This is a genomic window from Apilactobacillus bombintestini (assembly GCF_003627035.1).
Classification (GTDB): domain Bacteria; phylum Bacillota; class Bacilli; order Lactobacillales; family Lactobacillaceae; genus Apilactobacillus; species Apilactobacillus bombintestini.
On record NZ_CP032626.1, the window covers coordinates 241692 to 257723 of the forward strand.

Sequence of the window (16032 nt, forward strand, 5' to 3'; positions counted from 1 at the left end):
GATTGAGAATAATTAAAAATTTCCTATACAATGCATCTTACCAAATATTTTTATTGTTAGTGCCCTTATTAACTACACCCTATTTGGCAAGGACTTTAGGACCAGAGGGAGTTGGGATTAATTCGTATACAAATTCTATTATCCAATATTTTGTTCTTTTTGGATGTGTAGGAACTAATTTATATGCTAATAGAAAAATAGCATTCGTTAGGGATAATAAAGAAAAATTATCACAAACTTTTTGGGAAATATTATTTCTTAGACTGATTATGTTGATAGTCTCATTTGGATTGTTCTTTATATTTCTTCTTAATTACGCGGATTCTGATTACTATGGATATTATTTAGCACAGTCTGTTACTATTATAGCAACAATGTTGGATGTCTCTTGGTTCTTTATGGGAATAGAAAAATTTAGTGTTACTGTTATTAGAAACTTTGTTGTCAAAATTTTTACACTAGTATGCATATTTATATTTGTTAAATCATTTTCTGATTTATTTTTATATATTTTAATTATTTCATTATCTATTTTATTTGGTAATTTAACTATGTTTTCAAATTTAAAACAATATGTAAAAAAGCCAGTTTGGAAGAAAATTAACATTTTGAAGCATTTTAGGCCTTCGATTATGTTATTCGTACCGGAAGTCGCAACTCAAGTTTATTTAGTTTTAAATAAAACTATGCTTGGTTCTGTAGTTTCCGTACAATCAAGTGGATTTTATGATCAATCAGATAAAATAGTAAAAATTGTTTTAGCAATTGTAACTGCTACTGGAACCGTAATGCTTCCACATGTTGCTAATGCTTTTGCTAATGGTGAAGAACATAAGACTAGAGAATATTTGTATGATAGCTTCGCTATAGTGACTGCCATTTCGATGCCGATGTTTATGGGGATAGTTGCAATATCATCTAAATTGGTTCCTTTATTTTTCTCCAGTAAATTTGGATTGGTAGCTCCGTTGCTATCTGTCGAATCAACGGTAATATTGCTAATAGCTTGGAGTAACGCTATAGGAACTCAATATTTATTGCCAACTAGACAAGCTAACCAATATACTACTTCAGTAGTATTAGGTGCTGTGGTAAATATTATGATGAATATTCCTTTGATTTTTTGGCTTGGCACAATTGGTGCTATCATTGCTACTGTTATTTCTGAATTTGCAGTAACTGCATATCAATTATTTGCAATAAGAAAGCAAATTTTGATGTATAAATTATTTAAAGATACTTATAAATATTTCGTTGCTGGATTAATAATGTTTTTTGTTGTGTTTATATTAAATGGATTATTACCATTTACATGGACAGCATTAATTATAGAAATATTTATGGGTGTTGACATTTATCTATTGTTAATATTTATATTTAAAGCAAATGTGTTTAAAGTTATTAACAAAATGAGAAAAGAATATTAGTAATATGTATGCTATTAGTTGATAGTATATTAACTACAGTGTAAAATTATTCCACAATCTAAAAACAAATAATTAATTTAGATATAATTTTTAATATTAAAAAATAACAAAATCTAAAACCAGATTTTGTTATTTTTTTGTGAAATTACGGTATTATAAAACTAGATAATTCATGAAGAAAGGAGACATTATTTTGGACGATAATTCATATTGGCGTAAAAATTTATGGATCCTATTATTTGGAACCTTTTTAACTGGAATAGCTTTTAGTGAAGTTATTCCATTTCAGCCTCTATATATCAGTGAATTAGGGAATTTTTCTAAGAGTGCAATTTCCTTATGGAGTGGGGCAATTTATGCGATTCCATTTGTAGTTGTTATTTTTACTTCTGCTATGTGGGGACGTTTTGCTGACCGTCATGGTAGAAAGCGATTAGTTTTACAAACTTCATTAGGTTCTGCTATTACTTTATTCTTAATGGCTTTTTGTACTAATGTTTGGGAACTATTCTTCTTAAAAGCACTTCAAGGATTTTTTGATGGGGTTATTCCTAACTCGATTGCCTTAGTGGCTACTGGAACTCCTCGTCAAAAGACAGGGTATGCATTGAGTTTATTGTCTACCGGATACACTAGTGGATTTTTAGTAGGACCTATTTTTGGAGGATTCTTGGTTAAGATTTTAAGTATTCGAGTTTCTTTTATGGTTACTGGATTATTATTGCTCTCTTTCTTTCTATTAACTTACTTCTTTGTGGAAGAACACTTTAAGCCAGATCCAGCTAAGTTAAAGGAAAAGAAGGAATCCTTTATCAAGATTATTCAAGGGTTTCATGATACAAAATTTGTGGTATGGATTCTAGTTATTTCCATAGCCCTACAAATTATGAATAACTCTATTAATCCGTTAATTACTTTATATGTAAAAGAATTAATGGGAAATTCCAATAATTTATCATTAGTATCAGGAATAGTAGCTGCTATGCCTGGGATTGGAATGGTTATGGTATCGCCATTCTTTGGCAAATTTGGTGATAAACACGGAACTAGTCGCGTATTAACTTGTGGATTCATTTTGGCTATTTTATTCTTATTCCCACAAGGCTTTGCTCCTACCGTATTATTCTTCGGTGTATTTAGATTCTTAACAGGTATTTCTAATGCTGCTTTATTCCCATCTGTACAAACTCTATTGGCTAAGGGAACTCCAGCCACTTCTACTGGTATGGCGTTTAGCTTGAATCAAGGAGCGCAAGCAGTGGGGATTTGTATCGGATCAGTATTAGGAAGTGTAGTTTCATCTATTTGGGACTATAACGTAGTATTTTATATGAGTGCAGTAGTAGTATTAATTACTTTCATATTAGTAAAATGGAAAGTTCCTAATTTAAAGAATTATGATAAAGTTTAGTATTTTTCATATTTAGGAGACAATTATTTTAGATATTGTTGTAATAATCGATACTATATAATTTATATTATCTTTTGTCTAATAATACTTTTAATGTTAGAAATATATAAATTTTAAGAATTAATGAAAAATTATCGTTTTAATACGTAATTTATTATTGACACACCTCAATACATGTATTAGGATTTTGTATGTTTATTTTTAATCTAAAACTGTATTATAACTACACTATCTAATTTTATTAATTAGTGTAGATTTCTTCATATATACTCTAAAACGCTGCTTATTACTAATTTAGTAATAAGCAGTGTTTTTTATTTTCTTAAGATTTATTTAAATTTGAGCCAAAATCTTGTGCTTTATTTCACAAGACATATAATGAAAGTGTAAAAACAATTTTTAAGAGTTGAAGAGAGGGTTAAAAATGAAAATTATTGTAATTGGTTGCACTCACGCTGGTACTTTTGTGGTTAAGCAAATCCTAAAGGAACACCCTGACGCTCAAGTTACTATTTATGAACGCAATGACAACATATCATTTTTATCATGTGGAATTGCGTTATATTTAGATGGTAAGGTAAAAGATCCAAAAGGATTATTTTACTCTAGTCCTGCTGAATTAGCAGAATTAGGTGCCAATGTAAAAATGTTACATGGTGTAAAATCTATTGATACTAAAAATAAAACTATTGAAGTAGAAGATTTACGTGACAACGACTTCTTCACTGATCACTATGACAAGTTAGTTATGACCACTGGTTCTAGTCCAGTACTACCTGCTATTCCAGGTCGTGATAACAAGAATGTATATTTCTGTAAGAATTGGCATGACGCACAAATCTTATTTAAAGAAGCGCAAAAAAATCGCCGTATAGCGGTGGTAGGCGGTGGTTATATTGGAGCTGAATTAGCAGAAGCTTTCTCCAATCACGGACACGAAACTACCTTAATTAACAGTGATAAACGTATTCTTTCTAAATATTTTGATGAAAAAATCACTGATAAAATCGCAGACTTATATCGAGAACATGATGTGAAGTTAGAGTTAGGTAAACGAGTAAAACGCTTTGCTGGAGACAATGAATTAACTTTAACTCTAGATGACAAGAATATTAAAGCGGATATGGCTATATTGTGTGTTGGTTTCCGTCCTAATAGTGAATTATTGGAAGGTAAGGTCGACATGATGGACAACGGTGCCATTATTACTAATGAATACATGCAGTCATCTGATCCAGATATTTTTGCTGCTGGAGATAGTGCTGCAGTTCACTTTAATCCTAGCGATACCAATGAATATATTCCATTAGCTACTAATGCTATTAGACAAGGTATTTTAGTAGGCAAAAATATTCTAAAACCTACTGTTAAATATATGGGAACTCAATCCTCATCAGGATTACAACTATATGACTACTCCATTGTATCTACCGGAATGACTGTTGAAATGGCTAAAAAGAAGGGTATTGAAGCTCATTCAGTAGTAGTTAAGGATAACTACCGTCCAGAGTTTATGCCAAGTACTGAAGAAGTATGGATGCAGTTAGTTTACAGCCCTGTAGATCGTCGTATCTTGGGTGGTGCTCTAATGAGTAAGTACGACATTTCTCAATCGGCTAATACGTTGTCTGCTATGATTCAAAACCGTAATACTATTGATGATTTAGCTATGATAGATATGTTATTTCAACCTAACTTTGATCGTCCATTCAACTACTTGAATATTTTAGGTCAAGCAGCACAAGCAAAAGAGGAATGAATTTTTAAATAGTATGGTAAAATGTATCAAAGCTAAAAAAGCCTTTATGGCTTTTTTTGTTACGTTAAAATATTTACTACGAGGTGTACGGTGATGAAAAAAATCATTAAATCTCTAACTAAAGAAAATATTATGTTTTTGATAGTTAGTTTTGTGGTCATGTTCTTTTTAACTACCACATCACCATTTTATGCAATTAATCGTTCATTAGATGCCAATACTATGTTGACAGTGGGGAAAGGCCTATTACATGGTCTAATGCCTTACAAAGACTTATTTGACAATCGTGGACCTTTAATTTACTTGATACATTCTGCTAATGCATTAGTAGATTATCATTCTTACATATTGATTTATGTAATTGAATCGTTGTTATTATTTCTAGACTTAGTTTACTTAAAACGTATTTTTGCATTTAGATTAAGTCCTAAAGTAGCTATTACTTGTAGTTTCTTATTTATTCCAGTTGCCTTTACTAGTCGTTTGTTCTTCTATGGGGACTTACCAGAAGAATACGCTATGGCATTTTTACTTATCTTAATTTATTCCATCATTAAATATGATTGGTATGATATGCCACGTAGATACTATGTAGTTAATGGAATATTTATTGCTATTTTATTCTGGATTAAGTACTCATTGATTATTCCATGGGTAATTTTCTTTGCCTTCTTATTCTTTGCTTGCTTATTTACTAAGCGTTTCAAAGATTTAGGCATAATTATTTTAGATGCAGTAGTTGGATTTCTAGTAGTTACAGTACCTATTTTGTTATTGTACTTATTTACTGGTGCGCTAAAGGATATGTTCTATGATTACTTCTACTTGAACCTAACTCACTATCATGTGCAAGATACTGCTGGAATGTATCTACTAAGTAAGATTTTATTACCTACTTTTGGATTACATTCACACTTTATTATTATTCGTACAGTGTACTTCTTAATGATCTTCTTGTTCATTGCAGCGGTAGTTAAGTATGTACAACAATCTAAGATGGCAGATGGTAACAAGTTCTTACTAGCTTTATTAACTTTCTTAGATATCGCATTAACTTATGATGTAGGTGGTGCAAGTTTTTCATACTACTTATTTGCCTGTCTACCATTCTTATTCTTCTTCCTACACTATGTAGGTCAATTTTTAGAACGTTATGCTGATAAGAATTGGATTTTAGTATCTTTATCTGTAATTGCTTTCTTAGGGATCTTTGTAACCAACAATAACTACCGTAGTAGTACATATGTTGCTGGTTCCAACCGCTTATACGAAACTTCTTTTGCAAAGCACATTAATCGTTCAAAAGATAAGAGTATTTTAAACTACTATGCACTAGATACTGGTATGTATACTTATACTGATACTTATGCTAAGAACTTATACTTTGTTAGAAATAATATTAATTTCAAGTCAATGGGTAAGACACAACGTCAATACTTACATTCCTTGAAATACAAGTTCGTGGTAACTAAATATTATCCAGATGAATTATTACCAAAGAAAGATCGTAAGTTCTTAAATAAGCACTACCGTAGAGTAGAAGACAGATGGTATAACTATCGTAGTCATCACCAAGGTAAGGTTGCTTTATATGAACGTAAAAATTAATACTAAATAAAAAGGATGGCTCCTTAAATGGAGTCATCCTTTTTTACTATCTATTATTTAATTAGAAATCTTCATTATCTTTAGTTTCGGCTTTTTGGCTATCTGCACGATGTTTCATACCGTATGCGAAGTAAATGATCATTCCGATAATGAACCATACTAGAGCATATAGTTTAGCATCGTTGTCTAAGCCCCAAAATACCCATAGAGAGGCTAGAAAACCTAATGCAGGCATGATAGGGTATAAAGGCTCTTTAAAGCCAGGAACACTAATATCTTTGCCTTCACGCTTTCTTAATGGATATACACCTAAAGAAACGAACATAAACGCAATTAAAGTACCAGCAGAAATTAACTGTGATAGGAAGTTAAAGGTTAGTAGGGCACCGATTAATACAGAAATTACAGTAATAGTAATGATTGCATTTAATGGAAGACGACGAGCTTTGTCGACTTTACCTAAGAACTTAGGTAGCATACCGTCTCTACCAAAGGAGTAGATTAGACGAGATCCAGCCATCATCATACCGATTAGAGCAGTGAACATACCCACTACCGCGATGATTTGTACACCGGAAGCTACTAGTGGGTGACCAGCTTGACGAAGTGCCCAACCTACAGGTTCAGCATTGTTAGCGTAGTTAGTGTATTTGAACATACCTACTAGCACTAGTGATACAGCTACGAACAAAGTAACGGCAATTACTAGGGAACCGATAATACCACGAGGCATAGTCTTTTGAGGATCTTTAGCTTCGGCAGAGTTAGCTGCAATAGAATCAAAACCAATGTATGATAGGAAAATTACGGAAACTCCGGCATAAATACCACTAAAGCCACCAAAGTTAGTGCCATCAGCGTTTACGTGGTGAGCAGGGATAAATGGAACGTAGTTACCTAAATGAATGGCAGTAGCACCTACTACGATAAATACTAGGACAGCTAATACCTTTAGAATAACTAAGACGTTTTCTACTTTAGAGGTTTGTTTATCACCACGTGTAATTAAGAACATAACGATTAAAATAATGGCGACGGTACAAATATCTACTAAACCACCCTTAGAACTAATAGGATTAGCTAAGTAAGTAGGGAAGTTAATACCCAGTGGTGCGATTAATCCACGGAAGTTAGCGGACAATCCAGCAGCCACGAAGGATACAGCAATAAAGTATTCGGCTAGTAGAGCCCAGCCGGCAACCCAGCCCCAGAATTCACCTAACACAACGTTAATCCAGGAATAAGCAGAACCAGCGAAAGGCATAGCAGATGCCATTTCAGCGTATGATAAAGCTACTAATCCAGCTACTACCGCAGCTAATAAGAATGAAATAGTAACTGCAGGGCCGGCATTATGTGCGGCCACGATTCCAGGAAGGGTGAAAATTGCAGTAGAAACAATAGTACCTACACCTAGTGCTAAGAAGTCTTTAGTGGTAAGTGATCTTACCATCTCAGAGTCCTTCTTTTCATAGACACTAGGGTCTTCTTTACGATTTATTCGTTTGAATAGATTCGCCATAAACATTACCTCTTTCTTTTATGTAGACGGGATTATTACCCGTTCATTAGAATTTGATGAGAAATTATTAATATTTTATATATTAAATATTCGATTGTCAACTAATAGTTGACAAATTAAAAACATACTTAACTATTTTAACATGAAAATAGCCACCCTTGAATAGTAAAAGGGTGGCTACCGTCTATATTATTTTATTTATGATCGCGTTTGTTGAATTTAACAAAGTATAGAATTGTCATAAATGCTAAGAAGACAACACCTACTAACAATGGAATACGAGTATCGCTGTTAAAGAACATAAAGATTAATGTAATAAACAATACGATCAATGTTAGATAGTTAGAATATGGAGCAAATGGCATCTGGAATGGATGATTTACTAATTTTTCTGGATGTTGTTTTCTAAATCTTAATTCAGATACGATGATAATAAACCAAGGAACCATACCTGGTAATACAGAAGAACTGTATACGTAAACGAAGATTTGGTTAGCACCACTGTATAGTAGTGGCAAGATAACGTTTAGTAATACCCCTAGTAAAATACCAGTAGCAATAGAAATTACTGAAATGTATGGAACACCATGACGGTTAATTTTGTTGTAACGATCAGGTAGTTGGCCTTGTTGAGCTAATAGGTATGACATACGACTGGAACTGTAAATAGCTGAGTTAGAACCAGATAAAGCAGCAGTTAGTACCACAAAGTTAATGATAGAAGCTGCAGCAGTAATACCTACTTGAGAGAAGGTTTCTACGAAAGGTGAACCGATGTTAGCAATCTTGTCCCATGGGTAAATGGATAACATAACAAAGATTGAACCAATGTAGAAGATTAAGATACGACCAATGGTATCTTGAATAGCCTTGACTAAAGTTTGTTTAGGATTTTCAGCTTCACCTGCAGTAACACCGATTAATTCGATTCCTTGATAAGAAGCGAACACGATAGATAATGCGAAGAAGAATCCTTTAATACCACCGGTAAAGAAACCGTGTGACCATAATTGAGAAATTCCGGTAGGACCCACGCCGTTAAATCCTAGAACAATAATAACTAAACCTACGGCAATCATAGCAATAATAGTTACCACTTTGATAAGGGCGAACCAGTATTCCAATTCACCAAAGGTACTTACGGAAATTAAGTTAGCAATACATAAGAAGACGATTGCGATAATTCCGGGTACCCATGATGGAATGGAAGGCCACCAAAATTGCATATAAGTTCCAATAGCAATCATTTCGGAAATCCCTACGACTACCCATTGGAAAATGTTTGACCAAGCAGTCAAATAACCAAAAACGGGGTGCATGTATTCTGCGGCGAATTGTGAGAATGATCCACTAATCGGATTATCGTATAACATTTCACCTAGCGCACGCATGATTAGGTACAAGAAGATACCGGCAATTCCGTATGCTAATAATACGGAAGGACCTGTCCAGGCAATAGTGGACTTAGCACCCATGAATAAACCTACTCCGATGGTTCCACCCAATGCGATCATTTGCATTTGGCGGGAGCTTAACTTACGCTCCAATTGTTTTTCTTGTTTCTTTTCTGCCATAATTTTTTCACCATCCTATAAATAATTATGTAATAAAAAACCTAGTACTCAATTTCTATTGTACTAGGGATTTGCGGAAATAACTAAAATTTTTTATTTTAATAATTTATACAACATATCTCTTAACTCATACATGAAAACGAGAATCTTGCTGACAAGCTATTAAATGGTTCCCCAGTAAGACGGTTTTTCTTTACATAATTCTAATGTTGATTATTTAAAAAATGTTATTATAGTTTACACTTCATGTCAAGCAATATACTAAGTGCAAAATTAAATCACGCATTAATTATTTTTCTTTGGGTTAAATTTAACGAAGTATAAAATAGTCATAACAGCTAGAAAGACGATTCCGATAATCAATGGAATACGAGTAGAACTGTTAATAAACATAAATACTAAAGTAACCATTAAGAAGAATAAAGTTACATAGTTAGTATAAGGAGATAGTGGCATCTTGAATGGATGGTTCACTAACTCTTCAGGGTGTTTTTTTCTAAACTTAAGTTGTGATACTAAGATAATAAACCATGGCACCATACCAGGTAGCACGGATGAACTGTATACATAAACGAAAATTTGGTTAGCTGAAGGGAAGAATAAAGGTAGTAGTACGTTTAATGCTAGACCTAATAAAATCCCTGCAGAGATACTAATTACGGATACATAAGGAACTCCATGACGGTTTAATTTCTTAAATAACTTAGGTAGTTGACCTTCTTCAGAAAGTAGAAATTCCATACGACTAGCACTGTAGATACCGGAGTTAGATCCAGATAGAGCAGCAGTGACTACCACGAAGTTAATGATAGAAGCTGCGGCAGTGATACCTACTTGAGAGAAAGTTTCTACGAAAGGTGAACCGATTTGGCTGATGTTATTCCAAGGATAGATACTCAAGATAACAAAAATAGCACCGATGTAAAAGATTAAAATACGACCGATAGTATCTTGAATAGCTTTAACTAAAGTTTCCTTAGGATTTTCGGCTTCACCGGCAGTAACTCCGATTAATTCAATTCCTTGATAAGAAGCAATTACGATAGATAGGGCAAAGAAGAATCCTTTAACTCCGTGGGCAAAGAAACCAAAGTGCCAGATATTAGAAATACCAGTAGGTCCAATGCCGTTAATACCTAAAATAATTACGACTAAGCCGACTAAAATCATAGCGATGATAGTAACTACCTTGATTAGGGCGAACCAGTATTCTAATTCACCGAATGCACTAACGGATACTAAGTTAGCAATACATAAGAAAACAATGGCGATAACACCAGGTAACCAAGTAGGTAGATGTGGCCACCAGAATTGCATATAAGTACCGATAGCAATAACTTCAGAAATTCCTACCACGATGTATTGGAAAACATTACTCCAAGCAGTTAAGTAACCGAAAACGGGGTGTAAGTATTCAGAAGCAAATTGGGAGAAAGATCCAGTAACTGGATGTACATATAACATTTCTCCTAGGGCACGCATAATTAAGTATAAGAATAGACCGGCGATAGCGTAGTCTAATAATACGGAAGGTCCGGTCCAGCCAATGGTTGATTTAGCCCCCATGAATAAACCGACACCGATAGTTCCACCTAACGCAATCATTTTCATATGACGAGCGCTAAGCTTTCTTTCTAATTGATCATTATCTTTGTTCGACAAAATATCCACCTTCTTTTATAAATTTGAGGAAGTGAAAATAAAAAACGCCTCTAGCAACTAGTGCTAGGGACGTTTATAACGTGGTTCCACCCATATTCAGTATTGCGCAAATATACACAATACCCTCATAGTCATTAATATATTATCGATTCTTGATAGTTCGAAAAGTGGTATTGATTAATTGGCTATAAGTTAGCTTCCAGTTAATGCTAACTCTCCCTGAATAGTTGAATTAACCAACATGTCTTTTCTCAATATTAAGTATTGTATACTATCAGTTGACACCTGTCAACAAATTGATAACAAATTAATTATTTTTCACAATCTTTTTTCTCGGATTTTTCTAGACGGTCTTGTAGATCTTCGATAGTATCCATTACTTCATCGAATTGTTGATCACTGTAGTCTAGACGGTTCAAGCAACCTTGAACAGCATTTAAAATAGGTTCTTTCTTTTGTTTACCTAGTTCAGTTAAGTGAATTAAAACACGACGTTCATCGGCTTTATCACGAGTTCTGGTAATCCAACCAGCTTTTTCTAGGCGTTTCAATAGTGGAGTTAAAGTACCGTTAGATAGACCTAATTTTTGGCTTAGGTAGTTAACAGTAACCCCATCTTTTTCCCATAGGGATAGTAAAGTAACGTATTGTACATAAGTTAAGTTAAATTTGCTTAAAGGTTCTTGATAGAATTTATTGAATAATTGGTGAGCACGAGAAATTTGAAAACAAATTTGATTGTCTAATACGATTTTTCTAGTCATATATACAAACTCCTTTCTTCAGTTCGGTGGTTACGATTTTTAAATTGTGAATGATTATATTGTATACAATATTAAATAATATCACTAGAATGAAATAGGTCAACAAAATAAGCACTGCGAATTTTATCACAGTGCTTATTTTTATGCATTTTTTAATTAATTATGCGTTTTGAATTTTTTGTTTCTTTTGCTTTTTAGCCTCGCGCTTAGCAACCAATTCTTCATCGGTAGGGAAGTGTCTTACATATACGAATATGATGTAAGCTAATACGAAGAAGATAAGAGCATAAAGAATAGATCCGGCAACGATTTGATTCATAGTCAATCTAGTCATCATATGCTTCATACCATCTTGGATTTGTTTTTCCACGAAGAAGAAGTTAAATGGGTTATAGATTAATTCACGGTGTACGTAAATAAAGATCATAAAGATACCCGCAATGATTTCAGTAATGTAAGTACATGCAATTCCGAAAGCAATCGCACTGTACCAAGTCTTACAGAAACCAATAACTAACATGACGAAAGTTTCAAAAATTAAAGTGTAAGCCATGTTACCTAATACTGCCCATTGCAATTCTAGTGATAGACGACCAGCAAGTGGCATGTCAGTAAAGATTAGGTATTTCATAATTAAAATAGCAATCACAGCTACCACTAATAATAGTAGGTAAGCAATGATACTAGCAATTAATTTTGCAAAGAAAATACTTCTTTTACTGTGGTGGTTAGCAATGTTTTCTCTAACTTGTTTGTTACTATCGACACCCGCAAAACGAGTAGCCACAATAATAGTAATTAAAGTTTCAATTAGAGTAGTAACTCCACCGAAGGAATTCATTAACTTCAACCCATCTAAGGTTTTAGTATCTTTTCCGATAATGGCCATTAAGATGGTAACAATGAATAGGAAAAGGGCCATACAACCGAAAATAATACGGTTCTTCTTATTCATCTCTTGTTTCAATAAATCAACCAATGTATTGGCCTCCAAATCTATATAATCATATGATGAGTTTATCACTTTTAGAATAGTAGTCAATACAAAAAGCGCGGCTTAAAAATAAGCAAGCCGCGCCTAAGTAATACCATTAAACGTTACGGTGATTGTATACCAAGTATGAAATAACTAGGAATACGATTCCCCAAACAACTGCACCAATTTCAATTTGTGTTAGTGACAATTGAGTAACTTGAGAAATTAATTTAGGGTATATGAATTCGTTGTATACGTTTAAGAAGTTCAATGGGTTGAACTTAACGATAGGTAACTTATCCATAAAGATGGAAATGATAGCATTAATTAAGTTACTTACGAAGTAAAATACGATACCGATAGCAATAGCTACTCCATTATTTCTAAAGATGTTACTGATTAGAATAACTAGAGGAATCATTAATACTAAGTAGAAAGAACGAGCAGCCAATTGAACGAACATATCGTTGAATAAGAATGTACGATTTTGGTTGAATAGGATGTTGGAAATTCCAGAACCTATAAAGGCAACGATGACCAAGTAAACGTACATTAATATAGTAGTAATAATTTTAGAAATGAAAATTTGTAAGCGTGAGAATTGGCGAGCAAATAGGTATTTAACGGTGTTGTTAGAGAAGTCTGAGTTAATTACTGTACTTGCAAAAACAATCATAGCCACTAAAACACCGATCATGGCATTACCAAAGATACGACTACTGTTGTTAATAACAGATAGTTGATGACTGTTAGTGTAGAAGAAACCAGTCATAAGTGATAATGCTAGAATCACAATTCCCCAGCCAATGTAGAACCAGCCATGGATTTGTTTATATAATTCTTGTCTTAATAAAGTAAGCATTATTTAGCCTCCTTTTGGTTGTCGTCAGTTAGTAGATTTAATAGTGATTCTTCTAAATCTACTTGGTTTCTAGATACGTTTAGAATTTCTAGTCCGGCATTGCTTAGTGCAGCTAATGCAGCGTTCATGGATTCGTTAGTATCTGCAATTTCAACGTTTTTATCATTCTTAGTAACTTCGAAACCAGCAGTAACTAAAGCATCGTAAGCTTTATCTAAATCGTCAGTTTCGAATCTAACAGTCTTAGGACCTTCAGATAAGAATGATTGTGAATCAGCTTTCTTAATAACCTTACCGTGGTTAATAACTACATAGTAATCAGCAATTCTTGCTAGTTCATCTAATAAGTGACTAGAAATTAAAATACTGATACCACGTTTAGATAAGTTAACTAATAATTCACGTAGGTCATGAGTAGATTGTGGATCTAAACCATTCATAGGTTCATCTAAGATTAATAACTTAGGATGGTTTAATAAGGCGATAGCTACTCCTAAACGTTGCTTCATACCTAATGAATACTTCTTAGCTTTACGATCTGCGAAGTCAATAATTTGAGTTTCTTCCATTATTTGTTGCATTTCTTCGTTAGTAGTAGAACCATCATTAAATAACTTAAGGTTTTGGCGACCAGTTAAGTTAGGGTATGGAGCAGGTGATTCAATCATAGAACCTACATTTTGTAGTCCCTTACGGTGGTTCTTAGATAAAGGCTTTCCATCAATAGTAATGGAACCTGAGTTGTAGTTAGTTAGTCCAACAATACTTTTCATAATAGTTGATTTACCAGCACCATTAGGACCGATAAGACCTAGGATAGTACCTGGTTGCATGTCAAAAGACACGTCGTATAAAGCTTGTTTGTGACCAAAAAACTTGTTTAAGTTTTTGATTTCTAGTGTAGTCATAAACTTATCTCCTTCTAAATTAGTTAATTACTTATGTAACAAACTATATATATTTTAGTTTAAAAAGTCAACTATTTAATCTTAAAATTTGAAGTGGTGGCAACCCCGCGGCATTAGGAAACATTCCACTAATGTTTCACGCCTGAAATAAATTGTAACAGTACTGTAACAATTGCATAACATGTTAGTAATGAACGTACGTTACATTATTACCTGTAATATTTAAGGAGGGAAAAACATCTATGCATTCGAATAAAAAAATGATGACATTATTTGTTATGTTCTCATTATTCATTGCGACATTGTTTTTAATACCACAAACTCAAAATGAAGCACATGCTGCAGCTAACGTTGCTACCCAAAATGTGCAAATCAAACACAAGAAATCAAGAAAAGTAAGAAAAGCTAAAAGAGCTAAAAAACATGTAAGAAAAGCTAGAAAAGTAAGAAAGCATGCTAAGAAGCGTGTTAAACGTGTTCGTGTAGTTCGTCATGTAAGAAGAGCCCACAGAAGTTCTGCTGCAAGAAGAGCTAAAGCTTGGATTGCTGCCAGAGAATCTGGTGGTTCATACTCTGCTAGAAATGGATCATGTTTCGGTAAATACCAATTATTAATTAGCTACTATGGTGGTAATTACTCACACAAGAACCAAGAACGTGTTGCTAACCGATACGTTCACAGTCGTTACGGTTCATGGGTAAATGCTAAGGCATTCTGGAGTACTCATCACTGGTACTAAAATAAAAAGACCTGTAGACAGGTCTTTTTTTATACCCTTTTTAATCTAGTATTGAAAACTAGGTGATGTAGTTGTACAATGATATAAAATGATATCGAGGAATGATTACATGAATTCGAAGATTACAGAAAAGACTACGCAACAAGTAAAACAAAAGTTTAACTGGATTAAAGATAAAACCTACTATTTATTAAACGAAATTTTCAGTGCGATTACTCACGGAATTGGTGCTTTATTAGCAATCATCGGTGCCATTGCTTTAATCGTGCATGGAGTACACGCCGGTGGTGGCGTCCGTATTACTTCTTTTGTAATTTATTCAGTTACATTAGTCGTATTTTATTTAGCATCTACTATGTTTCATAGTTTATATTTCACGAGAGTAGAAAAACTATTTCAAATTTTCGATCATTCAGCAATCTATTTATTAATTGCCGGAACTTACACTCCTTATTGTCTAGTGGCTATTAAAGGCTGGCTAGGCGGTATTATCCTCACAGTTATTTGGATAATGACAGTTCTAGGCATTGTTTACAAATCCATTTGGCTAGGTAAGTTAAAAACTTTATCTACGGTTATTTATGTAGTGATGGGTTGGATGTGTCTTTTAGGAATCGTTCGTTTGTATTACTACTTAGGTATTCATGGTTTTCTACTATTATTATTTGGTGGAATTGCCTTTACCGTGGGAGCGGTAATTTATAGTTTCAAACGTATTCCTTTCGGTCATGTAATCTGGCACGTCTTTGTGTTGCTAGGTACGATTCTAATGTACATTTCTATTTATTTATATGTATAAGATAAAAAATAAACGCTAAG

At 33.5% G+C, this 16032-nt stretch carries 13 protein-coding genes; 6 read left to right on the forward strand and 7 right to left on the reverse strand.

The features are described from left to right. Positions 1-2 precede the first annotated feature (2 nt). The 4 genes from D7I45_RS01090 to D7I45_RS01105 all read left to right on the forward strand — a co-directional run bounded on the left by D7I45_RS01090 (position 3) and on the right by D7I45_RS01105 (position 6205). Positions 3-1427, forward strand: a complete 1425-nt coding sequence (locus D7I45_RS01090) for an oligosaccharide flippase family protein (protein WP_120783957.1) — start codon at positions 3-5, stop codon at positions 1425-1427. A gap of 193 nt (positions 1428-1620) precedes the next feature. After that, complete coding sequence (locus tag D7I45_RS01095; RefSeq protein WP_162924060.1) at positions 1621-2838, forward strand: MFS transporter; 1218 nt, start codon at positions 1621-1623, stop codon at positions 2836-2838. 424 nt (positions 2839-3262) lie between these two features. Next, a complete protein-coding gene (locus tag D7I45_RS01100; RefSeq protein ID WP_120783959.1) occupies positions 3263-4597 on the forward strand; it encodes an FAD-dependent oxidoreductase in 1335 nt (444 codons plus the stop codon). Positions 4598-4690: 93 nt separating this feature from the next. Next, on the forward strand, positions 4691-6205 hold the full coding sequence (locus D7I45_RS01105; RefSeq protein ID WP_120783960.1) for a hypothetical protein: 1515 nt from the start codon (positions 4691-4693) through the stop codon (positions 6203-6205). A gap of 61 nt (positions 6206-6266) precedes the next feature. On the opposite strand, the gene D7I45_RS01110 is transcribed toward D7I45_RS01105, so the two are convergent. The 7 genes from D7I45_RS01110 to D7I45_RS01140 all read right to left on the reverse strand — a co-directional run bounded on the left by D7I45_RS01110 (position 6267) and on the right by D7I45_RS01140 (position 14473). Next, positions 6267-7727 (reverse strand): APC family permease, encoded by a 1461-nt coding sequence (locus tag D7I45_RS01110; RefSeq protein WP_120783961.1) that lies wholly within the window; start codon positions 7725-7727, stop codon positions 6267-6269. Positions 7728-7921: 194 nt separating this feature from the next. Further along, on the reverse strand, positions 7922-9274 hold the full coding sequence (locus D7I45_RS01115; protein ID WP_120784856.1) for an amino acid permease: 1353 nt from the start codon (positions 9272-9274) through the stop codon (positions 7922-7924). Between the two features lie 312 nt (positions 9275-9586). Further along, positions 9587-10912, reverse strand: a complete 1326-nt coding sequence (locus D7I45_RS01120) for an amino acid permease (RefSeq protein WP_120784857.1) — start codon at positions 10910-10912, stop codon at positions 9587-9589. A gap of 362 nt (positions 10913-11274) precedes the next feature. Then, the gene (locus tag D7I45_RS01125) at positions 11275-11727 is read right to left on the reverse strand and encodes a MarR family winged helix-turn-helix transcriptional regulator (protein WP_120783962.1); all 453 of its coding nucleotides are present in this window, start codon (positions 11725-11727) and stop codon (positions 11275-11277) included. A 160-nt stretch (positions 11728-11887) separates the two neighbouring features. Beyond that, positions 11888-12706 carry a hypothetical protein gene (locus D7I45_RS01130; protein WP_120783963.1) on the reverse strand — a complete coding sequence of 273 codons (819 nt, stop codon included), beginning with the start codon at positions 12704-12706 and terminating at the stop codon, positions 11888-11890. Between the two features lie 112 nt (positions 12707-12818). Further along, complete coding sequence (locus D7I45_RS01135; RefSeq protein WP_120783964.1) at positions 12819-13565, reverse strand: ABC transporter permease; 747 nt, start codon at positions 13563-13565, stop codon at positions 12819-12821. Beyond that, positions 13565-14473, reverse strand: a complete 909-nt coding sequence (locus D7I45_RS01140; protein ID WP_120783965.1) for an ABC transporter ATP-binding protein — start codon at positions 14471-14473, stop codon at positions 13565-13567. Before D7I45_RS01140 ends, D7I45_RS01135 begins: the two co-directional genes overlap by 1 nt. A 242-nt stretch (positions 14474-14715) precedes the next feature. Between D7I45_RS01140 and D7I45_RS06280 the strand changes: the two genes are divergently transcribed. Together D7I45_RS06280 and trhA are read left to right on the forward strand one after the other, a co-directional pair. Then, positions 14716-15213 (forward strand): aggregation-promoting factor C-terminal-like domain-containing protein, encoded by a 498-nt coding sequence (locus tag D7I45_RS06280; protein WP_120783966.1) that lies wholly within the window; start codon positions 14716-14718, stop codon positions 15211-15213. A 109-nt stretch (positions 15214-15322) separates the two neighbouring features. Then, on the forward strand, positions 15323-16012 hold the full coding sequence (trhA, locus tag D7I45_RS01150) for a PAQR family membrane homeostasis protein TrhA (protein ID WP_120783967.1): 690 nt from the start codon (positions 15323-15325) through the stop codon (positions 16010-16012). The last annotated feature ends 20 nt before the right edge of the window (positions 16013-16032 follow it).

What these genes read in the sequence shown, in the direction of transcription:
- D7I45_RS01100 (WP_120783959.1), top strand. Translation starts at nt 3,263, where the DNA reads ATGAAAATTATTGTAATTGGTTGCACTCACGCTGGTACTTTTGTGGTT.
- D7I45_RS01105 (WP_120783960.1), top strand. Translation starts at nt 4,691, where the DNA reads ATGAAAAAAATCATTAAATCTCTAACTAAAGAAAATATTATGTTTTTG.
- D7I45_RS01110 (WP_120783961.1), bottom strand. Translation starts at nt 7,727, where the DNA reads ATGGCGAATCTATTCAAACGAATAAATCGTAAAGAAGACCCTAGTGTC.
- D7I45_RS01120 (WP_120784857.1), bottom strand. Translation starts at nt 10,912, where the DNA reads ATGAAAATGATTGCGTTAGGTGGAACTATCGGTGTCGGTTTATTCATG.
- D7I45_RS01125 (WP_120783962.1), bottom strand. Translation starts at nt 11,727, where the DNA reads ATGACTAGAAAAATCGTATTAGACAATCAAATTTGTTTTCAAATTTCT.
- D7I45_RS01135 (WP_120783964.1), bottom strand. Translation starts at nt 13,565, where the DNA reads ATGCTTACTTTATTAAGACAAGAATTATATAAACAAATCCATGGCTGG.
- D7I45_RS01140 (WP_120783965.1), bottom strand. Translation starts at nt 14,473, where the DNA reads ATGACTACACTAGAAATCAAAAACTTAAACAAGTTTTTTGGTCACAAA.
- D7I45_RS06280 (WP_120783966.1), top strand. Translation starts at nt 14,716, where the DNA reads ATGCATTCGAATAAAAAAATGATGACATTATTTGTTATGTTCTCATTA.
- trhA (WP_120783967.1), top strand. Translation starts at nt 15,323, where the DNA reads ATGAATTCGAAGATTACAGAAAAGACTACGCAACAAGTAAAACAAAAG.